This is a genomic window from Flavobacterium sp. CF136 (genome assembly GCF_000282055.1).
GTDB lineage: Bacteria > Bacteroidota > Bacteroidia > Flavobacteriales > Flavobacteriaceae > Flavobacterium.
The window spans coordinates 39,156-63,069 of record NZ_AKJZ01000020.1 but is presented as its reverse complement, the minus strand read 5'-3'; the positions used below and the strand labels follow the sequence as shown (position 1 = coordinate 63,069).

General features: G+C 32.1%; 26 protein-coding genes and 1 pseudogene. 9 read left to right on the top strand and 18 right to left on the bottom strand.

The annotated features are described in order from the left end of the window. Positions 1–127: 127 nt before the first annotated feature. Positions 128–829, top strand: a complete 702-nt coding sequence (locus PMI10_RS08835; RefSeq protein WP_007806853.1) for a sulfite exporter TauE/SafE family protein — start codon at positions 128–130, stop codon at positions 827–829. 155 nt (positions 830–984) lie between these two features. Here PMI10_RS08835 and PMI10_RS08830 read toward each other — a convergent pair whose 3' ends face one another. The 10 genes from PMI10_RS08830 to prfB form a co-directional block, all read right to left on the bottom strand. Further along, a complete protein-coding gene (locus PMI10_RS08830; RefSeq protein ID WP_007806852.1) occupies positions 985–3,636 on the bottom strand; it encodes a restriction endonuclease in 2,652 nt (883 codons plus the stop codon). Positions 3,637–3,972: 336 nt separating this feature from the next. Next, the gene (gene hemN, locus PMI10_RS08825) at positions 3,973–5,337 is read right to left on the bottom strand and encodes an oxygen-independent coproporphyrinogen III oxidase (protein WP_007806851.1); all 1,365 of its coding nucleotides are present in this window, start codon (positions 5,335–5,337) and stop codon (positions 3,973–3,975) included. Positions 5,338–5,459: 122 nt separating this feature from the next. Next, entirely contained in the window at positions 5,460–5,930 is a 471-nt protein-coding gene (locus PMI10_RS08820; protein ID WP_007806849.1) for a hypothetical protein, read from the bottom strand. Positions 5,931–6,037: 107 nt separating this feature from the next. Then, positions 6,038–6,385 (bottom strand): hypothetical protein, encoded by a 348-nt coding sequence (locus PMI10_RS08815; RefSeq protein ID WP_007806847.1) that lies wholly within the window; start codon positions 6,383–6,385, stop codon positions 6,038–6,040. Positions 6,386–6,485: 100 nt separating this feature from the next. Then, positions 6,486–6,908: a DoxX family protein gene (locus PMI10_RS08810; RefSeq protein WP_007806845.1), complete on the bottom strand. Its 423-nt coding sequence runs from the start codon at positions 6,906–6,908 to the stop codon at positions 6,486–6,488. Between the two features lie 123 nt (positions 6,909–7,031). Beyond that, positions 7,032–8,660, bottom strand: coding sequence for an acyl-CoA carboxylase subunit beta (locus PMI10_RS08805; protein WP_007806843.1), 1,629 nt, complete (start codon positions 8,658–8,660; stop codon positions 7,032–7,034). Between the two features lie 167 nt (positions 8,661–8,827). Beyond that, positions 8,828–9,826, bottom strand: coding sequence for a UDP-3-O-(3-hydroxymyristoyl)glucosamine N-acyltransferase (gene lpxD, locus PMI10_RS08800; protein ID WP_007806840.1), 999 nt, complete (start codon positions 9,824–9,826; stop codon positions 8,828–8,830). Between the two features lie 117 nt (positions 9,827–9,943). Beyond that, positions 9,944–10,483: a DUF1697 domain-containing protein gene (locus PMI10_RS08795; RefSeq protein ID WP_007806838.1), complete on the bottom strand. Its 540-nt coding sequence runs from the start codon at positions 10,481–10,483 to the stop codon at positions 9,944–9,946. A gap of 79 nt (positions 10,484–10,562) precedes the next feature. Further along, positions 10,563–11,009 carry a peptide-methionine (R)-S-oxide reductase MsrB gene (msrB, locus tag PMI10_RS08790; RefSeq protein ID WP_007806836.1) on the bottom strand — a complete coding sequence of 149 codons (447 nt, stop codon included), beginning with the start codon at positions 11,007–11,009 and terminating at the stop codon, positions 10,563–10,565. Positions 11,010–11,097: 88 nt separating this feature from the next. Further along, a protein-coding gene (gene prfB, locus PMI10_RS08785; RefSeq protein WP_157489756.1) for a peptide chain release factor 2 occupies positions 11,098–12,196 on the bottom strand; the annotation gives its coding sequence in 2 pieces (ribosomal slippage) (positions 11,098–12,132 and positions 12,134–12,196; 1,098 coding nt in all). Between the two features lie 150 nt (positions 12,197–12,346). Between prfB and PMI10_RS08780 the strand changes: the two genes are divergently transcribed. Next, positions 12,347–13,366: a threonine aldolase family protein gene (locus PMI10_RS08780; RefSeq protein ID WP_007806831.1), complete on the top strand. Its 1,020-nt coding sequence runs from the start codon at positions 12,347–12,349 to the stop codon at positions 13,364–13,366. Positions 13,367–13,477: 111 nt separating this feature from the next. Here the strand turns inward: PMI10_RS08780 and PMI10_RS08775 are convergent, their stop codons facing one another. Further along, positions 13,478–13,798 carry a YbaB/EbfC family nucleoid-associated protein gene (locus PMI10_RS08775; RefSeq protein WP_007806829.1) on the bottom strand — a complete coding sequence of 107 codons (321 nt, stop codon included), beginning with the start codon at positions 13,796–13,798 and terminating at the stop codon, positions 13,478–13,480. Between the two features lie 146 nt (positions 13,799–13,944). Here PMI10_RS08775 and PMI10_RS08770 point away from each other — a divergent pair, with 146 nt between their 5' ends. Continuing rightward, positions 13,945–16,005, top strand: a complete 2,061-nt coding sequence (locus PMI10_RS08770; protein WP_081491451.1) for a S9 family peptidase — start codon at positions 13,945–13,947, stop codon at positions 16,003–16,005. Between the two features lie 70 nt (positions 16,006–16,075). Beyond that, positions 16,076–17,116: a PLP-dependent cysteine synthase family protein gene (locus tag PMI10_RS08765; RefSeq protein WP_007806824.1), complete on the top strand. Its 1,041-nt coding sequence runs from the start codon at positions 16,076–16,078 to the stop codon at positions 17,114–17,116. Between the two features lie 201 nt (positions 17,117–17,317). On the opposite strand, the gene PMI10_RS08760 is transcribed toward PMI10_RS08765, so the two are convergent. Together PMI10_RS08760 and PMI10_RS08755 are read right to left on the bottom strand one after the other, a co-directional pair. Further along, the gene (locus tag PMI10_RS08760) at positions 17,318–17,968 is read right to left on the bottom strand and encodes a response regulator transcription factor (protein WP_007806823.1); all 651 of its coding nucleotides are present in this window, start codon (positions 17,966–17,968) and stop codon (positions 17,318–17,320) included. Next, positions 17,958–18,617, bottom strand: a complete 660-nt coding sequence (locus PMI10_RS08755) for a sensor histidine kinase (RefSeq protein ID WP_238539460.1) — start codon at positions 18,615–18,617, stop codon at positions 17,958–17,960. Before PMI10_RS08755 ends, PMI10_RS08760 begins: the two co-directional genes overlap by 11 nt. 312 nt (positions 18,618–18,929) lie before the next feature. Here PMI10_RS08755 and PMI10_RS22045 point away from each other — a divergent pair, with 312 nt between their 5' ends. Continuing rightward, positions 18,930–19,103: a hypothetical protein gene (locus tag PMI10_RS22045; RefSeq protein WP_157489755.1), complete on the top strand. Its 174-nt coding sequence runs from the start codon at positions 18,930–18,932 to the stop codon at positions 19,101–19,103. A 266-nt stretch (positions 19,104–19,369) separates the two neighbouring features. Here the strand turns inward: PMI10_RS22045 and PMI10_RS08745 are convergent, their stop codons facing one another. The 5 genes and pseudogenes from PMI10_RS08745 to PMI10_RS08725 all read right to left on the bottom strand — a co-directional run bounded on the left by PMI10_RS08745 (position 19,370) and on the right by PMI10_RS08725 (position 22,449). Then, positions 19,370–19,804, bottom strand: coding sequence for a hypothetical protein (locus PMI10_RS08745; RefSeq protein ID WP_007806817.1), 435 nt, complete (start codon positions 19,802–19,804; stop codon positions 19,370–19,372). A gap of 338 nt (positions 19,805–20,142) precedes the next feature. After that, positions 20,143–20,529 (bottom strand): annotated as a pseudogene (locus tag PMI10_RS08740) (peroxiredoxin family protein); the annotation flags it as partial. A gap of 18 nt (positions 20,530–20,547) precedes the next feature. Then, the gene (locus PMI10_RS08735) at positions 20,548–21,309 is read right to left on the bottom strand and encodes a DUF4369 domain-containing protein (protein WP_007806812.1); all 762 of its coding nucleotides are present in this window, start codon (positions 21,307–21,309) and stop codon (positions 20,548–20,550) included. A 259-nt stretch (positions 21,310–21,568) separates the two neighbouring features. Next, entirely contained in the window at positions 21,569–22,009 is a 441-nt protein-coding gene (locus PMI10_RS08730) for a KTSC domain-containing protein (protein WP_007806810.1), read from the bottom strand. Positions 22,010–22,197: 188 nt separating this feature from the next. After that, the gene (locus PMI10_RS08725) at positions 22,198–22,449 is read right to left on the bottom strand and encodes a hypothetical protein (protein WP_007806807.1); all 252 of its coding nucleotides are present in this window, start codon (positions 22,447–22,449) and stop codon (positions 22,198–22,200) included. An 88-nt stretch (positions 22,450–22,537) separates the two neighbouring features. Here PMI10_RS08725 and PMI10_RS08720 point away from each other — a divergent pair, with 88 nt between their 5' ends. The 4 genes from PMI10_RS08720 to PMI10_RS08710 all read left to right on the top strand — a co-directional run bounded on the left by PMI10_RS08720 (position 22,538) and on the right by PMI10_RS08710 (position 23,894). Further along, positions 22,538–23,080 carry a hypothetical protein gene (locus PMI10_RS08720; RefSeq protein WP_007806805.1) on the top strand — a complete coding sequence of 181 codons (543 nt, stop codon included), beginning with the start codon at positions 22,538–22,540 and terminating at the stop codon, positions 23,078–23,080. Continuing rightward, positions 23,080–23,226, top strand: coding sequence for a hypothetical protein (locus tag PMI10_RS22205; protein WP_007806803.1), 147 nt, complete (start codon positions 23,080–23,082; stop codon positions 23,224–23,226). Before PMI10_RS08720 ends, PMI10_RS22205 begins: the two co-directional genes overlap by 1 nt. Positions 23,227–23,293: 67 nt before the next feature. Then, a complete protein-coding gene (locus tag PMI10_RS08715; RefSeq protein WP_007806801.1) occupies positions 23,294–23,527 on the top strand; it encodes a hypothetical protein in 234 nt (77 codons plus the stop codon). Then, entirely contained in the window at positions 23,517–23,894 is a 378-nt protein-coding gene (locus PMI10_RS08710; RefSeq protein WP_035631598.1) for a YchJ family protein, read from the top strand. The genes PMI10_RS08715 and PMI10_RS08710 overlap by 11 nt, the downstream gene beginning before the upstream one ends. Positions 23,895–23,914 lie beyond the last annotated feature (20 nt).

Sequence of the window (23,914 nt, the reverse complement as noted above, 5' to 3'; positions counted from 1 at the left end):
ATTTTCAAATTTAAATCTGCATAATCTGCTAAATCTGCGTGCTAAAATTTTCACGCAGATTTAGCAGATTCAGGAGATTTTTTTAAATCCTTTTAATCGGTTAATCTGTGGCTAAAAAACAAACACAATGTTGTATACAGCTTTTATATTTGGTTTAATCAGTAGTTTTCACTGCATCGGGATGTGCGGGCCAATCGCTATGATGTTGCCCGTAGACAGGCAGAATGAAACCAAAAAAGCAACCCAAATCATAACGTATCATATAGGTAGATTAACAGCTTATGCTTCAATTGGTTTAGTTTTCGGATTGTTGGGAAGAGGATTTTTTTTGGCAGGAATGCAACAAAAAATGTCTATTTTCATTGGATTAATGATGATTGTAATTGTTCTGACTCCTGAAAAAATATTTTCAAAATACAATTTCTCCAAACCGGTTTTCAAAATCATTTCAAACATAAAATCAAGCTTAGGAAACCAGTTCAGAAACAGAAGTTATAAATCACTTTTTACTATTGGGTTGCTCAATGGATTTTTGCCTTGCGGAATGGTTTATGTAGCTTTATTTGGCGCCATCGCGATGCAAAGTGCCTCTTTTGGAGTTTTATATATGATTTTATTCGGATTGGGAACTGTACCATTAATGACAGCTGTTGTCTATATTAATTCGATGCTGCAACTGCCATTTCGAAATAAAATTCAAAAAGCAGTTCCGTATGTAGCAGTGATTATTGGGATTCTGTTTATTCTTAGAGGTTTAGGATTGGGAATTCCTTATATTTCTCCTTCTAGTATGAGTTTGTTTGTGAAGGGAAATCCTAATTGTCATTAAAAAAAAATGTCTTTTAAATTTTAACGTTCCGGCGCTTGGCGAGGTTGGGGATTAAAGAAGCGAGATTTTTCGGTTAAACACAAATTTTACAAACACAAAACCATCTTTAAATTAAGCCTAAAACCCCAATCTTGCCAAGCTGTTAGCGGCTGCTGTTATTTTAGCCAAGTCATTACTTTGGAAGCATAAATGATTTTTGAACTTTCTTTTGCTCCATCAAAAAAATTATCTGGCAATGCTTTAATTAATTCTTTTGCTTTAAATTTAGGGTTCTTGATGATGAGTGAATTTAGTGTTATCATTTTTGGTAAGACTAATATTTTCTCTTTTAATAAATCATAATATAATTTACTTTCTACTGAACATAATTCTTGCCCAAATTGTGTTAACTTCTTTTCATTATCAATAATGTCAAAAATCAATAAATCTCTATTGTATTTTCTATTTATAGTTGCTAAATCGTTTAATAATGGAATTATTGCAATTAATTCTTTTACAGAACTTCTAGGTAATAAAGTTTCTTTACTTTGTATCGTTAATTTAATACTATTTCCTCTTCCTTTTGTTGGTTCAATTAATCTAGATTTGATATCCAAATTCGAAAATAAAAACCAGCTAATTAGATGCTTTGCATAAGAATCCCAAGTGTTTTCTTGAAAGTCTTGCTTAAAGTTTGCTTTAAGCATTTGTATTACATCTATTTTATTTATCTTATTGGTTTTTAATTTATTTAATACTAAATAAGGTGTGTAATTTTGAAATTTGGTTGTAATATATTCTATGAAACCTTTTTTGTTAGCTATAACATCTTGATTAACGATATATTTTTCATCAACCTTTTGTATTAAACCAAGATTTTTTAATTCTATAAGAATATTGTACAATGTTTCTTGTGTAATTCCTTTTGGATGTTTTTGTAAAATATCTTCTAAAGATTCAGGTTTATTTTGCTCCAGTAATTGGAAAACCTCAAAACATAAATTTACACCTTGCCTTAACAAATAACTTTCTCCAATAACAGGAATATTACCTGTTACTAAATAATCTCTATAAATGTCCCAATAAATATTATAATTCGCTCCAGAACGTATAATTAATCTTTTATTAATTAAGTCCCCAATAGTTTTATTATCAATTAATTCACCAACCTCGGTCTCGTCAAAAAAATTACCATCAAAAGCTCTTTTTGCTATTAATTTTATTGCTTTTAATTCGTTTGCATCTAATCTTTCTTCATCTTTTTTGAAAAGGTCTAGAATGTTTAAATTTGATTCTAACAAATCATTTTTTGCAGTTCCTTGTTGAATTTGGTCGAAAATATGGATACACAGTTTTTTAGTTAACCAAGGTAAACCTTGTGAACTTTCTTTTATTCTATCTTTAATTGATTTATTTAAATGTCCAACAGATTCTTCTAATTGCTTAATTATTCCATCTATTTCTTTTTCACCAAATTCAGTTATAGTAAATTCTCTTGCTTGGTCTTTGGCTTGTTGCCAAATATGATAAGATGAATCGTCGCTTTGTAAAAAGAAATCTGATTTCCAAGAAAAGCCAATTATTAAATTTGGTTTACCATCTGTTACATCTGAAAGGAATTTATAAAAAGTTTTAAAAAAATCTTTTTTTCTAAAAACATCTTCAAACTGGTCAAAAATTAAAACTAGAAATTTATTTTCTAATTTTAATTTTTTCAAAATTGCAATAACACTTTCTGATGAAAGTAAATCTACGATTGAAGTAAATTCAATATTGTTATGAAATAAATCTAAATTAATAAATTTATTTTCTATTGCTTGGGTTATTAATTTTTTAAAAGAAAGTGCAACAAAATTTTCAGAATTAGCACTCCTTGTGTCAATTGCTAATGCAAAAAAATTATTTTTAAAATGCTTGTTTGTACATCTACCTTTTAGTTCTAAAACTAAAGAACTTTTACCCCATCCGGACTTTCCGTTAAGATAAAAAATTCTTTTATTTGTTTTATTTTCCCTAATTTCTTTGAAGTATTGTAATATGTTTGTTCTGATTTCATCTCGTCCAACAAAATGATTTTTTATCGAAGAAGCAGGTTTGTAATCGAACCAGTTTTCACTTTCTTGAACTTCAGATATTGTCTCAATTGGAATATTATGGTTTAAATTTTCCTCTTTCTTTGTGTAATTTTCAATGCGAGTTATTAATTCTAAATTCGATATTTCATTGATTCTTGATTGAAGTAATGTAATAACTTCCTTTTCAATTTTTTCACTATTTTTTTTAGCATTTATCAAAATATACTTTGTAGGTAAAGCATTTGATTCATTTATTAAGTAAATAAAATAATCACCCAAAAAAGTGACTGCTAAAATCTTTTTTGAAATAGTATAACTGGTTAGTTTATCTAAAGGTTCAAATATTAATTTTCCATCAGATAACATTTTGATAATATCTTTTGGCTCAAAAAAAGTTAGATTTTTATATCTTTCATCTTCTCTCATTTCAATTAGCAAAGCACCAGCTTGACTTTGTAATTCTTGAGATCTAAAGAAATAACCTTTATCAATTTTTTTATGAAACACATTAAAGGCAAATTTTGAAAGCTCATCTGATGTAACTTTTTCTTTTGCTTTACATTCTACATATAATTTTTCTCTATTATGTTTATGTTCTGCAACCAAATCTATTTCTAATCCAGCAAAATTGATATTTTGCTTAATTTCATATTGATTAATCGACAATAAATTTCTAACTAAATCTTCAAAGCAATTACCTTTTGATTTATTTGAAGCGTTTTCTTCCAGTACTACTTTTATTTCTGCTTTCATTATTTATTTGTCGATTTTTATACGATTCGTGTACAGTTGCCGCTAACTTGTTTATATGTGTCACAAAATCACACAAAGCCATCCAAATGAGGGCAGATATGTGTGATTCGTATCACATAATATTTATTTTCAAATATATTGTTTTATTCTTACAAATAATCAAATGGATTTTTTATTAATGGTTAGCTTTTCGTTTTGAAGTAGTTTTATTTTTTCTTTCAAAGCTCAATTTTATTAGTTTTTAGCCTAATACTATGTAAATTTTATAGCTAACTATACACATCGCATAGATTAACTGAGAATGTCCATTAAATATTACCAAAATAACTCTTCAATTTAAACAGTCATCGAAAACAAATTATTTTCCGGAGATTTTCTTTTTAAATGCAAATCAAAAGCCATACAAATATTTCGGACAAATGGTCTTCCGGCTTCAGTAATTCTGATTTTATTTTCTTCAATTACAATTAACAGATCGTTTTCCATTTCTTTTAATTCTGATAAAACAGAAGGAATTTCATCAAAATATAAATCTTTGTCATTCCAGGAAGTTTCAAATTGACAGGTTAAATTCAGAATGTGTTTTCGGATAATCAAATCTTCATCAGTAAGAATATGACCTTTCACAATAGGGAGTTTATCCCATTCCAATATCTGATAATAATCTTCCAGGTTCTTTGTGTTCTGAGCAAAACTGTACCAGCTGTCACTTATTGAGGAAACACCCAATCCAATCATCAACTGCGTTTTTGAAGCACTATAACCCATAAAATTTCGGTGTAGTTCCTGATTTTGACTTGCGGTATACAAACTGTCAGAAGCCAAAGCAAAATGATCCATGCCAATTTCGTGATAGCCGTTTTTAGAAAGTAAAAGCTTTCCTGTTTCATATAACTGTCTTTTTTCAGCATCTTTTGGAATATCTTCGTCATTGAATCCTCGTTGCCCGTTTCCTTTGATCCATGGTACGTGTGCATAGCTGTAAAATGCTAAACGATCAGGTTTTAACGAATTTGTTTTTTCAACAGTATCGACTATATTTTCTATTGTCTGAAAAGGCAAACCAAAAATAATATCGTGGCCTATAGAAGTGTATCCAATTTCTTTAGCCCAGAAAGTGACTTTCGCAACATTGTGAAAAGGCTGAATTCTGTGAATGGCTTTCTGAACTTTTTCAGCATAATCCTGAACCCCAAAGCTCACTCGGCGAAAGCCTAAATCATATAGTTTTTTAAGCTGCTCGTAAGTTGTATTATTTGGGTGTCCTTCAAAACTAAATTCAAAACTTTCAGCTTTATTGGCATAACATAAAATGCCGTTTATGAGTTGCTCCAGATTATTTTTTGAAAAAAATGTTGGTGTTCCTCCGCCTAAATGTATTTCTTTTATGATTGGTTTTTCAGGAAGTAATCCACAGTATAAATTCCATTCTTTCAAAACTGCTTGTATGTATTTTTCCTCAACTGAATGATTTTTGGTGATTCGTTTGTTGCATCCGCAAAAAGTACACATGCTTTCACAAAAAGGCAAATGAATGTATAAACTAATTCCGTTTTTTGAATTACTTTCTGAAAAGGTTTTTTGAAATGATTCTATCCATTTTTCTGTTGTAAAAGTAGTTTCATCCCAATAAGGCACCGTTGGATAACTTGTATATCTTGGTCCCGGAACATTATATTTTTGAGTTAATGAAATTTTCATAAAATTAGTTTAAGACTCAAAAGTAAGAAGTAAGCTTTATTTTCAAAATGATAATTATCATATAGTAACATAAAAAAAGAGACTCAAAAATGAGCCTCTTTTACCGAATTAAATAACTAACACTAAATAGAATCCTGAATGATTTTAAGCCATTTTTTTGCAAATTGATGATCTTGGTAAACACTTATTTGTTTGATACGATCATCATCAAAATCGTAAAATGGGATTATAATTTTTTTAGCAGTTTCTTTTTCCTGAAATTCAAAATCAATTTTTAAGATTGTATCTGAATCAGAGTCAGAAGTCAGGACCAATTTACAGGATGAAACAGTTTTTAGATCTACATAGGTTGCTTCCTGCTGGTTTGGATTGAAATTCATCAGGATAAATTTTCTGTTTTTTTGATCAATTGTGAGAACTTTTTTATTGATGGATTCAGTTTGATCAAAATTAAAAAGATTAGAAGGATTGAATTTCTTTTTTATTTCCTGAATTTTTGCTTTGTTAACTGCATTTGCCCTTGCAGAAAAATATAGGGGAATAGCTACTATGACTGCAATCACAATACCAATTATTGTTACACTTGTATCCATTTTGTTTTAAAATTTAATTAATGAAATATCAAACAGTTTTCTCTTTGAAAAATAGTTTAATGACTTGAGAAGAAAATATTTCTTCCGGTTAAGATTTCAAAAATTAATTACCAAAAATAATGGAAAGGATAGAGGAGGAGCAGTATCTTTTTACTCTGATTTGAATATTGGTCAGCAAAATTTGATACTGATTTTACAGCTTGATGACTTTGGATTACCATCAAAATTGTATCAAACCATTTAACTATGTTGGGATAGTGGGTTTTTATATTTGCTGTAAATTGATAACTTGCCTGAGGTTGTATAAATGCTAAAGAATCAGGTCTTTCAACAGAAAAAGTAGTATCCGTTTTTTGGGTTTCCGTTTTTTGTACAGAAATTTCATTTGCCTGAGAAGCAAAGAAAGCTATGACCAAAAGTGATAGAAAAATAACGGTTTTACGAATCCAATTCATAGCTGCGAATTTAACTCATAAAACATAATTAAGAAAATTTAAAGTGCTAATTACTTCTTAAAAGTTATCCTCAACTTTATTTAGTTGAGGATAATATTTGTTATTGCTGCATTTTGAAATAATAATCAGCTGAATGTTTACCGCCTCCGTAAAATAGAAAGAAGATACAAACTAATAATACTACTATTGCTAAAACCAGGCTTTCAGAGTGCATATGACCCATAAAGTTTATAAGGACTGCTCCAAATAATATTGGTAATTGTGCTGCAATCGCCCAACGTGTAAGAAGCCCAAAGAAAATCATAATCCCTCCAATCATGTGGGCTGGCGCAATGTAATGTAAGAGGAACATTCCGCCTCCAAATTGATCAATAGGAGAAATTAAATCATGTAGATATTGAACGTTAGTTACAAAAGAAACTCCTTTCATAAATAAAAAAACACCCAATACGATACGTACTAAATCTACTGGTAAATAAGTGTGCGAATTAGCCCATTTATTCAAACTTTTTACATTTTCCATGATGCTACGTGATTAAAAAATTAATTATACTAAAGTTACTGAATTTTTATGATATATTTATTTTTAAGTAACTGAAAATAAGTTTTTTACTATTTTTTTAACGTATTTATTGATTTGTAAAAGCTAAACCTGAATGACACCTAAATTAAAAGGTTTTTGAATAGGGGCATGATTGGCAGCTTCAATACCCATTGAAATCCATGTACGTGTATCTAAAGGATCAATAATAGCATCTGTCCAAAGCCTTGAAGCGGCATAATATGGGGAAGTTTGTTCATCGTAACGGGCTTTTATTTTGGTGAATAACTCTGTTTCTTTGGCTTCGTCTACAATTTCTCCTTTAGCTTTAAGCGAAGAAGCTTCAATTTGTGCCAGTACTTTTGCAGCCTGGGTTCCGCCCATAACGGCAAGTTCTGCACTTGGCCAAGCAAAAATCAATCTCGGGTCATAAGCTTTTCCACACATGGCATAATTTCCGGCTCCATAAGAATTACCCACAATTACAGTAAACTTTGGCACTACCGAATTACTCACGGCATTTACCATTTTGGCACCATCTTTTATGATGCCACCGTGTTCCGATTTTGATCCGACCATAAAACCGGTAACATCCTGTAAAAAAACCAATGGAATTTTCTTCTGATTACAGTTGGCTATAAAACGGGTGGCTTTATCAGCGCTGTCAGAGTAAATAACACCACCAAACTGCATTTCACCTTTTTTGGTTTTAACTACTTTTCTTTGGTTTGCTACAATTCCGACTGCCCAACCATCAATTCTTGCATACCCGGTAATTATTGTCTGTCCATAACCATCTTTATAAGCTTCAAACTCCGAATTATCAACCAAGCGATTGATGATTTCCATCATATCATATTGCTCATTTCTGGCTTTTGGCAAAATTCCGTAAATAGCTGTCGGGTCTAAAGCAGGTTTCTCAGCTTTGATTCGGCTATAACCGGCTTTGTCATAATCGCCAATTTTATCTACAATGTTTTTTATTTTGTCTAAAGCATCTTTGTCATCTTTTGCTTTATAGTCGGTCACGCCTGAGATTTCACAATGTGTTGTGGCACCACCTAAAGTTTCATTATCGATGCTTTCGCCAATAGCGGCTTTTACCAAATAACTTCCCGCAAGGAAAATGCTTCCGGTTTTGTCTACAATAAGGGCTTCATCACTCATAATTGGCAAATAGGCACCACCGGCAACACAACTGCCCATTACAGCAGCTATTTGAGTGATTCCCATACTGCTCATTTGGGCATTATTTCTAAAAATACGCCCAAAGTGTTCCTTATCCGGAAAAATCTCATCCTGTAAAGGTAAATACACACCGGCACTGTCAACCAAATAAATGATTGGCAGCCTGTTTTCCATTGCAATTTCCTGGGCACGTAAGTTTTTCTTTCCTGTAATAGGAAACCATGCACCGGCTTTAACTGTTGCATCATTAGCAACAACAATGCATTGTTTTCCTTTTATATATCCTATTTTTATAACGACACCTCCAGATGGACAGCCACCGTGTTCAGCATACATTCCTTCTCCGACAAATCCTCCAATTTCGATATTTTTAGAATCTTTATCTAATAGATAATCAATACGTTCACGTGCCGTCATTTTGCCTTCGGCATGAAGTTTTGCAATACGTTTTTCGCCTCCGCCTAATTTAACTTTAGCAAATTTTTGTTTTAATTCTGAAAGTAATAATTTATTGTGATCTTCGTTTTTATTGAAGTTTAAATCCATAAGATATTGATGTTTTTACAAAATAATGTGTGCTAATTTACAAAATCAATTGAAATAAATGAGACAAACCAAATGGTTTAAAACTAGATTTTATGCTTTATTAAAATTTAAAGGACAAAAAAAACAGAAGCGAACTTCTGTTTAGTATATATCTTAAATTTTGGAATTTATTTTTTAGAATCGCAGACCATTCTTTTTAGTATTGCCCATTGTTTCAATGCATCACGAGCTTCAACTGCCGGATAGCCTAACATTGTTTTTCCTGCGGGAATATCACCAGTAACACCGGAACCGGCACCAACAATAGCTCCGTCTCCAATAGTTGTATGATCTTTAATAGAGGCGCTTCCGCCAATTATAACTCCGTTTCCTAAAGTTACAGAACCGGCCAAACCGCTATTTCCGGCCATAATACAAAATTTACCTAATTGACTATTGTGTCCAATCTGAACCAGATTATCGATTTTACATCCGTCACCTAAAACCGTAGAACTGAATTTTCCGCGGTCAACACATGAGTTTGCACCAATTTCGACTCCGTTTCCTATAATTACATTTCCAATTTGCGGAATTTTTACCAGACCTTTTTCTTTGCAAGGGCGAAATCCAAAACCATCAGCACCAATAGTTGCATTAGGATGGATAATACAATCGTTACCAATATGACAACGCTCCCTGATTACAGTTCCTGACCAAATAATCGTATTTTTTCCAATAGTACATTCGTCTAAAATAGTAACATTTGGATAAATCGTAGCATTGATACCAATCTCTACTTTTGGACCAATATAACAACCGGCTCCAATTCGGGCACCTTCACTAATGATTGCAGTTTCGTCAATTGTCGCTGTCTTATGAATGTTTGTATGAAATATTGGAGTAGGCGGAGCAAAAAGCGTCAGAATTTGAGACATAGCCAAATCGGCATTTTTTACTTTAATAAAAGCACGATTTTCTCCGGGTTCAATAGAAATATCTTCATTAACAACTGCAATTGATGCTTTTGATCCTCCCCAAAGTTTTTCATATTTTTTGTTGCCAATAAAAGAAATCTCCGAAGCAGTTGCTTTTTCTAATTGCTCTGTGGCAGTAATTTTTTGGGAAGTTGTTCCATATATCACACCATTTAGAACTTCGTTAATTTCTTGAATTGAATAGGGTTTCATGTAGTAAATTTAATAGAGTTATTGAGGGAATTTTTGCCAAATAAACTCAATTAGAATTTAATTACCTAATATTAATGTCAAGTTTTTTGTATAGTATTTTAAATAACGACTAAAATATTACAAATTTAACATTAATTCTATTAATTTATTGACGGTCTTCCAATTTCTGGTGGTTGCCCGAACTTTTAGTTTACGTTCTATAATAGCATTTGTTAGTTTAGAATTTCCGCCTGGATTGGCATATATAATGTACATTGTTTTATTGGTGATAAAGAATCTATCTTCCTTAAAATCAATTGCTTTAAAGGTGTTAATGCTTGTGTTTTCCGGGATATCAGATAAAAAAGTTACATATGGCTGAGTAGGGTCTTCCAGTTTCTGAAAAGGATTTTGCAGGCTGCTTTTTTGCAATTCCTGAAGGGTCAGGATAAGTACGGGAACCTGAAATCCAAAATGCTTTTCGATGGCATTTGTAATTAGATTTTCTAATTCTGATGTATTAGTAAGTAAACTTTTAAAAATAATATTTCCACTTTGAATATAAGTATTACAATTTTGAATGGGAAGTTCCATAAGAATGGTTCTTAAAACTTCCATTTTAATGAGTTTTTGACCACTTACATTTATACCACGCAGAAAAGCAATATAGGTTTGCATGTTTGAAATTGAATTAAAAATAAAAAGCGATTCACTTTTGATTAATTAAAGGAATCGCTTTTCAAAAATAACTAAAAAATTATTCTTTTATTTTGGATAAGGATACGGCATTGATGCAATAACGTAAACCGCTTGGCTGTGGCCCATCTGGAAAGACATGTCCTAAATGTGCATCACAGGTATTACAAACGACTTCAACACGAATCATTCCGTATGATTTATCAGCATGGTATGCAATGGCATTTTCTTTAATTGGTTGCGTAAAAGAAGGCCAGCCTGTTCCTGATTCAAATTTTTCGCTTGCATCAAAAAGCAGGGTGCCACAGCATTTGCACTCATAGATTCCAGGATCGAATAAACTGCAAAGTTCAGAGCTGAAAGATCTTTCGGTACCTTTTAAACGAGTTACCTGATATTCCTCAGCAGTTAAAACCTGTTTCCATTCTTCTTCTGTTTTCTCAACTCTTTTTTCAGGAGCCGGATTTCCTTTGTTTGTAAAATGAATTACATCTGCCCACTTTATCATAACCTTTTTATTTAGTTTACAGTCTCAGTATTCAGTTTCGGTATTCAGTCACAGTTAACTGAAAAACTGCGACTGAATATTTAGAAAACTATTCTTCTTCTCTTTGCCCCATCATCATTAAAAATGCTTTTAGGAAAGGGTCGATATTTCCGTTCATTACACCGTCAACATCGCTGGTTTCGTAACCGGTACGAACGTCTTTTACTAATTTATAGGGCTGCATTACATAATTACGTATTTGCGAACCCCATTCGATTTTCATTTTTCCTGCTTCGATATCAGCGCGTTGTGCCTGTTGTTTTTTTAGCTCAATTTCGTATAACTGAGATCGTAACATTTGCATGGCACGCTGTCTGTTGTCTTGCTGTGACCTGGTTTCAGAACATTGAATCTGGATTCCTGTCGGTTTATGAACCAATTGTACTTTGGTTTCAACCTTATTTACATTTTGTCCTCCGGCCCCACTGGATCTGGAAGTTGTAATCTCAATATCGGCAGGATTAATATCAATTTCTATACTGTCATCAACCAACGGATATACATAAACTGATGCAAATGATGTATGGCGCTTTGCATTACTGTCAAAAGGAGAGATCCGGACTAAACGATGTACACCGTTTTCTCCTTTTAAATACCCAAAAGAGTAATCTCCTTCAAATTCCAAGGTAACGGTTTTGATTCCGGCAACATCACCAGCCTGAAAGTTCAGTTCCTTGATTTTAAAACCATAACTTTCTCCCCACATCATGTACATACGCATCAGCATTCCTGCCCAGTCACAACTTTCGGTTCCACCGGCTCCGGCAGTAATCTGTACCACGGCACTAAGGCTGTCGCCTTCGTCTGAAAGCATGTTTTTGAACTCAATGTTCTCAATATGGGACTGCGTTGTAGTGTAATGCTCGTCTAATTCTTCGGCAGAAAGTTCCCCTTCTTTATAAAAATCATAGGCAAGTTGTAATTCATCTGTAAGTTCGATGGCTTTGTTGTAATCTTCAATCCATTTTTTTTTGTTCCGAAGATTTTTTACAATGATTTCAGCTTCTTTTGCATTGTTCCAGAAGTTGGGCGCGAAGGTTTTTTCTTCCTCGTTTGAAATTTCAATTAGTTTGGCATCAACGTCAAAGATACCTCCTCAACGCACCAAGGCGCTCCACAATACCTTTTATTTGTTCGGTAGTTGTCATAAATTAATAGTAGTTTTATATGTTTCTTATAAATATTACGTTATTTTGTTTCTAAAGTAATTCACAGTGAAAAATTATAAAACTTTCAGGGAATAACTATTAGTAATACGTAATTTTGTTGGTACAAAAATAAGATATAGTTTTTAGAATATGGAAATAAATTTAATTAGCGACACCATTACCAAGCCTTCAAACGAAATGTTGCAATATATGTTTAACGCTCATGTTGGCGATGATGTATACAGACAGGATCCGACGGTTATTGAATTGGAGACGAGGGTAGCTGAATTTTTTGGTATGGAAGCGGGACTTTTTTTCCCTTCTGGAACTATGGCTAATCAAACCGCGATTAAATTACATACACAGCCCGGAGAGCAGTTAATTGCAGATAAATATGCACATGTTTATCATTATGAAGGAGGAGGGGTTTCTTTTAACAGCGGTGTTTCATGCTGCTTGTTAGATGGGGACAGAGGAATGATAACGGCCAGTCAGGTGGCTTCTGCAATAAATGATCCTGAATTTTATCATAGTCCGTTAACAAGTTTGGTTTGTGTTGAGAATACGACCAATAAAGGAGGCGGAGCCTGTTATGAATTAGACGACTTAAGAGAAATAAAAAAAGTTTGTGATGCTAATAATCTGAAATTTCATTTGGATGGTGCCCGAATTTGGAATGCCTTGGTTGCGAAAAGGCAAAATCCGAAAGAATTTGGGGCTATTTTCGATACTATTTCGGTTTGTTTATCAAAAGGATTAGGTGCTCCGATTGGTTCTGTTTTATTAGGAACTAAAGAAGATATTCGCAGAGCGTTGAGAATCAGGAAAATACTTGGGGGCGGAATGCGTCAGGTTGGTTATTTGGCTGCAGCCGGATTGTATGCCCTGGCCCATAATATTGAAAGACTGGCAGAAGATCACCGAAGAGCAAAAGAAATTGCAGCCGTTTTGAGTACAAAGGTCTGGGTAGCTTCAATAGAACCTGTGGAAACCAATATTTTGATTTTTTCGCTTGCGGAAGGATATAGTGATCAGCTTTTAATAGAAAAACTGAAACAAAAAAATATCTCAATAAGTTCAATGGGACATAATAAGCTTCGTATCGTAACACATTTGGATTACAGGGAGGTTATGCATACGTATGTGATTGAAACGCTTCAGAAGTTTTAAAACAAGGCTCAGAGATAATAAAAGGTCCAAAGGTTAGTTACTCACAATGTGAAAAATCTTTGAACCTTTGGACCTTTTTTTTAAAAAAACTCTGAACCTTTTTTATAAATCTTATTTAAACAAGTTATCCATTCCCGGAATCATTGGCATATCCATTTTTGCAACAGCGTCAAGTTCTCTTTCGTTTACGCTTGTCGCTTTTTCAATAGCTTTATTAAGCGTTACAATTAAGTAATCCTCCAATTGTTCTTTATCTTCTAACAAAGAATCATCAATAGAGATTGATTTTATTTTTCTATTAGCTGTTAACGTCACTTTTAATAATCCATCAGCACTTTGTTCATCGATTAATACAGTATCTAAGCGCTTTTTTGTATCTTCAATTTTTTGTTGGGTTTCTTTAAGTTTGCCCATCATTCCCATTAAATCCATTTTTGTTGATTTTAAATTATTTCATACAAAATTAGTATATTGCTGTATTATATCAATACAATATTTTAAGAAAAAATTGTTCCTGTTCTATTGCGATTATAGTACTTTTGCAGCTTCGTATTTTAAAAAAACTAATGCTTAAATCCATGCCAAACGATATAAAGGCTCCACAAGCCAAAGTAATTCCAAAGAACCTGAAAAAGCATAAAGAAACCCGAATAGATAATTATTTTTGGTTGAATAACCGTGAGAACCCTGAAGTTATTGATTATTTAAATCAGGAAAATGCTTATTACGAGAGTATGACCGCACATACAAAAGATCTTCAGAATGCTTTGTATGAAGAAATGAAAGCGAGAATTAAAGAAGACGATTCATCTGTTCCTTATTTTTATAATGGTTATTATTACATTACTCGTTTTGAAACAGGAGAGGATTACCCAATTTTTTCCAGAAAAAAAGAAAGCCTTTCAGCAAAAGAAGAAATTTTATTCAATTGCAACGAGATGGCAAAAGGACATGCTTACTTTAAATTAGGAGGTTTAAGTGTAAGTCCGGATAATAAGTTTGTAAGTTTTGGTGTTGATATTGTTGGAAGAAGAATTTATACCATTCAGATCAAAAACCTGGAAACAGGAGAAATTTTATCCGATAAAATCGAAAATGCTACAGGTGGATCGGTTTGGGCAAATGACAACCAAACTATTTTCTATACGAAACAAGACGAAGTTACTTTAAGAGCAGATAAAGTTTTCAGACATAAATTAAATACTGACTCTAAAAATGATGTTTTGGTTTTTAATGAAACCGATGATACTTTTAATGTTTCAATAAGTAAAGAAAAATCAAGAAAATATATTGTGATAGGTTCAGGAAGTACTCTAACGACTGAATACAGAATTCTAAACTCAGATAATCCGGATGGAGAATTTGAAGTTTTCCAACATCGTGTACGTGGTTTGGAGTATAGTATTTCGCATTACGAAGATTCGTTTTATATTTTAACGAATAAAGATAAAGCGACAAATTTTAAGTTGATGAAAACGCCTGAAAACAGAACGGAGAAAAAGTTCTGGAAAGATCTTATTCCGCATCGGGAAGATGTTTTGTTGGAAGATATTGAAATTTTCAAGAATTATCTGGTCGTTGAAGAGCGCTCAAACGGATTGAATCACATTCGTATCATACCATGGAACGGGGAACCTGATTATTATTTGCCTTTTGGAAGTGAAACGTATAATGCTTACACTACAACCAATATTGATTTTGATACCGATATTTTGCGTTACAGTTATCAGTCGCTGGGAACGCCATCTTCAGTTATTGATTTCAATATGAAGACTAAAACCAAAGAAATTTTAAAAGAGCAACAAGTTTTAGGAGGGAAATTCGATAAAGAAAATTACGTTGAAGAACGTATTTGGGCAACTGCCAGAGATGGGGTAAAAGTTCCAATTTCGATGATTTATCGAAAGGGACTGCATAAAAACGGTAAAAATCCGTTGCTGCTTTATGCCTATGGTTCGTATGGAATCACAATGGATGCTTATTTTTCATCAACAAGACTTTCATTGTTAGATCGCGGATTTATATATGCAATTGCCCATATTAGAGGGGGTGAGGACTTAGGAAGAGAATGGTATGAAGAAGGAAAACTGTTAAAAAAGAAAAATACCTTTACAGATTTCATTGATTGCTCTAAATTTGTTGTTAACGAAAAATTTACTTCTCCTGAACATTTGTATGCAGAAGGAGGATCGGCCGGAGGATTATTGATGGGAGTTATAGCAAATGAATCTCCGGAATTGTACAATGGAATCATTGCCCAGGTACCTTTTGTAGATGTTGTTACAACAATGTTGGATGATACTATTCCGTTAACGACCGGGGAGTATGACGAATGGGGAAACCCAAATAATAAAAAATATTATGATTATATGTTATCGTATTCACCTTATGATAATGTAAAAGAACAGAAATATCCTAATATGTATATTTCTACGGGATTGCATGATTCGCAGGTACAATATTGGGAGCCAGCCAAATGGGTAGCCAAATTAAGAGAGATGAAAACAAATAACAATTTTTTGTTTTTGGACACCAATATGGATGCTGGACATGGTGGAGCTTCAGGAAGATTTGAAGCACTAAAAGACTTAGCAAAGGAATTTAGTTTTTTATTAGATTTAGAGAAAATTAAAAGCTAATTAGAAATTTTTTGTTAAATTTGCAACCTATCAGGGTTATTTAAAAATACCTTTGATTAACTATTTTTTTATGAAAGAAGAAATAAATGCTTATAATAATGTTTTAGAATTAATAGGTAACACCCCACTTATTAAGCTAAATAAAGTCACCGAAGGGCTAGAAGGAAATTTCTACGCAAAGGTAGAAGCTTTTAATCCGGGACATTCGTCAAAAGATAGAATAGCATTATATATCATTGAAGAAGCAGAGAAAAAAGGAATTTTATCTCCAGGTGATACCATAATTGAAACAACTTCCGGGAATACAGGTTTTAGTTTAGCTATGGTAAGCATTATAAAAGGCTATAACTGTATATTGGCAGTAAGTTCAAAATCATCCAAGGATAAAATAGACATGTTGAGAAGTTTAGGCGCGAAAGTGTATGTTTGTCCGGCTCACGTTTCTGCAGATGATGAAAGATCTTATTACAACGTTGCAAAACGTTTGCATGAAGAAACTAAAGGTTCTGTATATATTAATCAGTATTTTAATCAGCTAAATATTGATGCCCATTATAATACTACAGGCCCTGAAATTTGGGCACAAACCAGAGGTCAAATCACACATCTTGTTGCTTGCAGCGGTACCGGAGGAACAATCTCAGGAACTGCAAAATTCTTAAAGGAGCAAAATCCTAATATTAAGATTCTGGGTGTAGACGCTTTTGGATCAGTATTGAAAAAATACCATGAAACAAAAGAATTCGACAATAAAGAGATTTACCCATACCGTATTGAAGGTTTAGGAAAGAATCTTATTCCATCAGCTACAGATTTTGATATTATTGACAAATTCATCAAGGTAACTGATGAAGAAAGTGCACATACAGCCAGAGAAATTACCAGAAAAGAAGGTTTATTTGTAGGATATACTTCGGGAGCAGTAATGCAGGCTATTAAACAATATGCCGAAGAAGGAGAATTTACTAAAGACAGTAATATTATTGCTATTTTTCCAGATCATGGATCTCGTTATATGAGTAAAGTATTTAGTGATGACTGGATGAATGAACAAGGATTCTTTGATAGTGTTAATGAAGAAGAAGTTCAAAAAATTGAATTTGTAAAGTAAGAATTCTTAAAAAGAGACACTCATATAAATATATAATAAAACCTGCTTGAGAAATTGAGCAGGTTTTTTTGTATTCCTGTTTCTGAATATTGCATTTAACTTGTGTATTGTCAAGTGTTTATTTCAGTATTTTGTTTTTGGTTAGGGATGATTAATCAGAGTTGTAATTTGTAATAATTTTGTCAAAAATGAGATATAGTATTACACCAAGACAATTTTATGTTTAATGGCATATAAAACCAATCCGATTCGGGTTTTAATTTCCAGTTTATCAAATAAACATTCCCGGTAACCATCAATTGTTTTTGGACTTAAACACATTTCTGAGGCAATCTCTTTGTATGTTTTTTCGGTACAGGCATGTTTTATAAAAACGATTTCTTTTTCTTTTAAATTGATTTTTTTAGAATCGTCATTGGCTTTTTTTACCAGCATTCCTGAAACTAATTCTGTAAAATAAAAGCCTTTTTCAATTACGGAAGCAATGGCTTCTTTAAATATTTCAGGGGAAGTGTCTTTCAATAAATAACCTTTTGCACCGCTAGCGATCATTTTTATGATAATTTCTTCGTCATCATTTAGTGAAAGGGCAATCACTTTTAAATTGGGCCTGTTTTCTTTAATCCATTTCATTGTGCTTACGCCGTCTAAAACAGGCATGTTGACATCTAATAAAATTAAGTCGACTTCTGTATCGACGTTTTCCTGTAAGTACGAAATAAATACTTTACCATTCTCAAAGTGATTGATCACCTCAAAATCTTTAAAACTATCGATTAAAAGTTTGAGTGATTGTGAAAAAAGATGATGATCATCTACAATAATAATTTTGTTTTTAGTGTTAGATTTCATTTGTTTTGATTAAGGGGTAATCCAAAGTTACGGTTGTTCCTGATGAATCTGATTCCATTATTAAGATTGCTCCAATTAACTTGGCTCTTAATTTCATGTTGTTTAAACCTAATCCGGAATTTATCTGATTTGTATCATAACCAATTCCGAAATCTTTTATTTTTAATCGAAAAACGGTATCAGTTGTATTAATATTTACTTCAAATAAATCACTGTGCGAGTGTTTAAGGCTGTTGTGCACTGCTTCCTGAAAAATTCGATAAATAAATAAATCATGCTCCTGACTAATCTGGGGTATTTCTCCCGTAAGATTATAATTGTATTGAATGTTTTTTAGTTTTTTTATACGCTCAAGATCTTGTTTTATGGCTTCGATGAAATTGCTCTGCAATAGATTATCTTTATTGATGATTCGGGATAAAATCCGGATCTCGTCTAGTGATTTGGCTAATATTCCTTTAAGATCATTCAGTTCATTCGCCTGAATTGGTTTTCCGCTATCGAGATAGATATTGAGCTGCATAATACCAACAGAAACTATCTGGCCTATATTGTCATGGAGTTCCTTGCTAATTTCACTCAGAGTCTGATCTTTAATTTCAATTCTGGTCTTAATTAATTCAGATTGAAAATACAGTTCTGATTCCATTTTTTCAACCAGATAATTATTCTTCTTTTTTAAAAAATAAAAGAATATGACAAGCAAAATAATCAGTAAAGTTAAAAAAACTATACTTAACGAAATGACTAATAATTGTATTTCTTTTCGCTCCATAAAAATCCGATAACATAGCAGCCATGTGCAAGGAGATTTAAAATAAACACTACTAAACTAAAAACGGATTCGTCGTGTTTGATCAAAAACCAATTTAAAGCAAGCATAAAGGGTACAAACGGCACATGAAAGACTAATATTCCTAATATGTACCAAAAAAAGACTGATTTTTTAAAATTTAATATTTTGTCTGAATTAAAAATTTCTACCAAATATAAACAGGATAATATCATAATTAACAGAACTCCAATGGCAAAACTATATGTATATGAACGATTTACATCTTCTTTGAAATATAAAATATTCATAAAAAAGGATATTATAAACAGCACCAAAAAGAGAATTGCTATTATCCTGTAATTTGTTTTTAATAAAAGACTCCTTAAAAGTAAGATATAGGCACAAAAACTGACGAGCATGTAAAAATTAAACACATGGTAATTTAGTATGCCTGTCCACTCAGTAAAATAATATCCAACTTTTTCTATTATGGCAGAAAGCCAAATTAAAATTACTAAAAATTTAGCTTTATTGACAGGAAGTTTGTGCCATGAAATCAACCCAATAATTCCGGAAAATAAAATTAAATAGACAGTATAAAATCTTAAAAATTCAAACATAATTTTCTAATATGATAAGCTTGGCGGTCTTCCAATACTTCCATAATTCATTGGTTCGATACTTGCTATATCAGCATCATCATTTTCAAGAACTAAAGCAAAGGTCTGTACACCACCTTTTGTAGCTGTTTTAATTTTTTTACCCGTGGCTGTTAAAAAAACTGTCATCAGACCTGCTTTTTCAGCATATTTTTTTTCATCAGGATATACTCCAAAGTAAAAACGGACCCCGCTTACATTATATCCGGTTCTTTCGCCTTTGGCCTTGATGTAATGAATATATTTTTCGAGCTCCTCTACAGAAAACCAAACAGCATTTGCGTCTTCCTTATTAATGTATTTAGCAATTATGCGAGCGCGATATTTCATAAAGTTCAAATGTAATTCCTTTGCGAATTTTTTTGTAATTAATTGAGTTGGTCTTCCAGGTTCTCTTTCCATAATTATTTTAATAGTTAATTGGTTAATTAATTGGTAAATATGTTTTTAATAAAATATTACGAGCAAAATTATTTTAAATTCCTACAACAGGCAAGGGGGAAAATACCCTTTTTTTGTAAGGTAAATTTATTTAAAATATTTGGTTAAAATATTGTTTTGTAGGGAATTAAAGAAAATATGTTTTACATCGTTCATTTTCGTAGAGAAAAGGGATAGGCAAAACCTGAGAAACCTATTAAAAGAGTAAGGGTTAATTTTAAAAAAGAAAACCCGACTGATAAGGGTCGGGTTTGTGTATAAAAAAATACTCCGGATGAAAATCCGGAGTATTTTTTATTCTATTTAGATAAAAGCTCTATTATTTTTGCTTTTAATTCAGGACCTCTTAAGTCCTGGGCAACTACTTTTCCTGATGCATCAAGTATAAAAGTTGCCGGAATCGACTGAACATTGTATTGCTTTGCAATTGGTTCGTCCCAGAATTTTAAGTTTGAAACATGTGTCCAGGTTAAGCCGTCTTTTGCGATAGCTTCTTTCCATGCAGCAGCTTCTTTGTCCAATGAAACACCAACTATATTTAATCCTTTTGAGTGTAGTTCTTTATAAATAGCTACAACATTTGGATTTTCTTTTCGGCATGGTCCGCACCATGAAGCCCAAAAATCTACAATAGTTACTTTTCCTAAGCTTTCTTTCAGGGAAATTGTTTTCCCTTCAGGATTAGGAGCTGAAAAATCTGATCTTCATTTAGCACTGCCAGGAGCAGGAGCTGTCGCACCAACTGCAGGCATTTTCATCTGACCGATTTTTTCTTTAATGCTTTTTCCTGGTTTTGTATTTTTTAAAGACTCATCCAAAGAGTTATAAAGGGCTTCATTCTTTTTGAAATCAGAACTAGGATCATTAATTAAACTTTGAATAATTAAAGCTGTAATGAATGATTTTGGATGTGTTTCAGCATAAGCTGTATATTTCTTTTTTGATTCAGTCTGAACTTCAGTTTGGATAGCCATATATTGTTTCATCAAACTATTGATAACTGCTGTATCTTGTTTTTGTTGAGCAGCTTGCATAGTTTGTGAATTTTTTTTCTGAAAATCCATTAATTTTTTCTGAACTTTAGTAAGGTCTTCGTTGAATTTAACATATTCGTCGTTGCTGTAAGTTCCGGAAATTTTTGATTTATGGATGCTGTCTTTATCTACATCAATTTTAATTTCACCAGTTTCTAAGATAAATGGAATTGGACCTTGTAAATCTTGTACAATTAAAGTATGAAAAGCTGGTTCAGTAACTTTTCCTTTTATTTCAAATTTTCCATTTTCAACTTTTACAGTATCAAGGGCTTTAGGTGCCATGGTTGTTGGATCCTGACCTTGAAGGATAATGGTTTTCCCGTTTTCAATTCCTTTTGCAGTTCCTGTAATCAGGTATTCTCCGTCTTTAACTTTACTGCATGAAATTATCGCTACAGAAGCGGTAAGTAAAAAAAATATTTTTTTCATTATAAAAAATTAATTAGTTAATTGATTTGTGCAACAAAAGTATTTAAAAATATAAAACATCTACAATTTTACAACCTAAAATTTTGTTATAGTTTTTTATCATTCAATTGTCTTATATATAATGGGTTATAAGAGTTTAATTAATGAAAAAATGATGATTGTTTATTTATTTAGATTATAATTAAATAATTTGATACTTTTTAAGCATAAAAAAAGCATCCTGAATTTAGAATGCTTTTATGAATATTGGATAATAAATCTATTCTTGATTTGTTTTTTTTCTCCAGGTAAAAGAGTTCAGAATATGTCTTTTTGCAAATCTTCCAGGAGAATCTGCATTTACCATTTTTACGTAAGTTGCTTTAGGAACACTAATGTATTCGTAAACACTTCCGTTTGAGAAATCGATAATTAAACGACCTTCAACAAATTTATAATCAGTAATTGTTGCAGTTGCGATAGTCTCAGTATATTCAGGTAAATTTGCTTTAATCGTTTCAGGATTAATGCTTACCAAAAAATGATAAGCTTCAATAATAGCTTTACTTTTTTCTTCTGCAGCTTTCAAACCAGCATCATCACCTTGAAATTTATCAGGATGAGATTCTTTCATCGCATTACGATAAATGGTTTTTAAATCTTTTAATTCAGCAGTTTTTTCTACGTTTAGTAACTTGCGATATTCAACTATTTTTTTCATAAATAAGGTAACTACTTGTCTATTAGTTTGAAATTGATATTAATTGTTCAAAAGACAAATTTTTTGCAAAGGTACACTTTTTTTTAACTTTTTAGTTTTGAAGGAAAAAATATTCCGAATATTTAGAAGTTTGAGCCACATTTTACAGCTGTCCTGAAAATGGAGACTTGAAACGGAGGTTCTCAATATTACTTATGTTCCGGTTTATTATTTGCCTTATCGAAGTTTTTAGACTTTTTTGGATATTTGTTATAGCTGATGTCACTTGGGTTTTCGATAACGGATTTTATCGTAATCCAATCGCCTACAGTAAAGTTGCTGTGTGCTATTTTATAATCTAAAAGGTATTCACCACAGAAATAATTGTTGTTTTCATCTTTTTCCATGATGCCTGTATAAACTCCTTTTTGCAGCATTTTTTCTTGTGATCCTTTAGACATGACTTTTTATTTTAAAATTGAAGCTGCAAAGTTAATCAATATATTCTTTGGATTTAGGGAGTTCAGGACAATCTGAGTATATTTGCATATGCAAAAAAACTATAAGCCACACCCTAATTCGTTTAAAAATACTTTTTGTGTTTTTCATGAAGTACTTTCGAATGAGATTGAAGGTTTGAAAATACAGTTTGAGAGCAAAGCGGGAAGTACCTATTATTATACCGAAAATGGAATGTACCGCGTTTCGAATCATTGGGGGAGATTGGCCAACAGCAAATGGCGTTTGATAGCACGCGAACCTGAAACAGAATCGAAAGCTAAAATTGGTTTCGCAGCTTGGAGTGAATTTTATCCTGATAATGCAACTGAGAAATTATACTATATTGAAGCAGATTTTGAGAAAAATATAGTAACCTATCAGCATAGAAATAATCCGGAGTATGATAAAAAAGCAGTTTTGAGAACCAGTTTTGAAACCACAAAGCGAATTAAACAAATTAGAAACCTGCAACAACTGACTTCATGGGCAAAACATTTTGATTATGATGATATTGCCGATTTAAGAAAACAAATTATCAGCGAATTGATTTATACCGAGAAAACTTTAGACGAAATTAAAAGAGAAATATAATGGGACGCAACAACGAAAGAAATATAAAAAAGCACAACGATAAACTTCATAAAGCTCAGGACAAAGCAAAACAAGCCGTAATTGCACGCAAGGAAAAGCTAAAGGAAATTGTGAAAAAGTTTAATGAAAATAAAACTGAAGAGTAAAAAGTTTCAAGTTGCGTAACGTAATCTGAAACTTGAAACCTGAAAGAAAAAATAACAATAAGAAAATATGAATACAAAATTTGAAAGTTTAAAAGCGAGCGTACAGGAAATTATAGATTTAATTGCTGCGGAAAACAATAGAGAAGCAAATAATAAATTACTGGAAGTAAGTGATGTATTAGATGAAATGTTAGATTTTGCAGAAGAAGATGAAGAATTAAGAGAAATAAGCAGATATCAGGTTTTATTAAACCAGTTACATGTAAAACTTAATGGTGAAGAGCAGGTTGATGGAGAATAAATGTTTTTGTGATACCAATTTGTTATTTGCCGATTGTTGTGGATTGTATCTTCAAAAAAGCCAGAAAGCGCCAACTGCTTTAGCTTTGATGCGATCCAGGTATTCGGCTTATGTTACCCATAATGCTGATTATCTTTTGGAAACGACTTATGTTTCTGAACGGAAATATTATTCGAAAGAAGAAATCCTAAAATGGGCAACCAGCAATAAATGGCAAAAGTTAGAAATTTTAAGTTTTACAGAAACTACGGTTGAGTTTAAAGCTTATTTTTTAGACGCCAGCCAAAAGCCTCAGGAACATTACGAGTTTTCGACTTTTAAATTTGAAAATGAAGCTTGGTTTTATGTTGATGGAAAGTTTGAATAATTGATAGTATTTGAGTTATT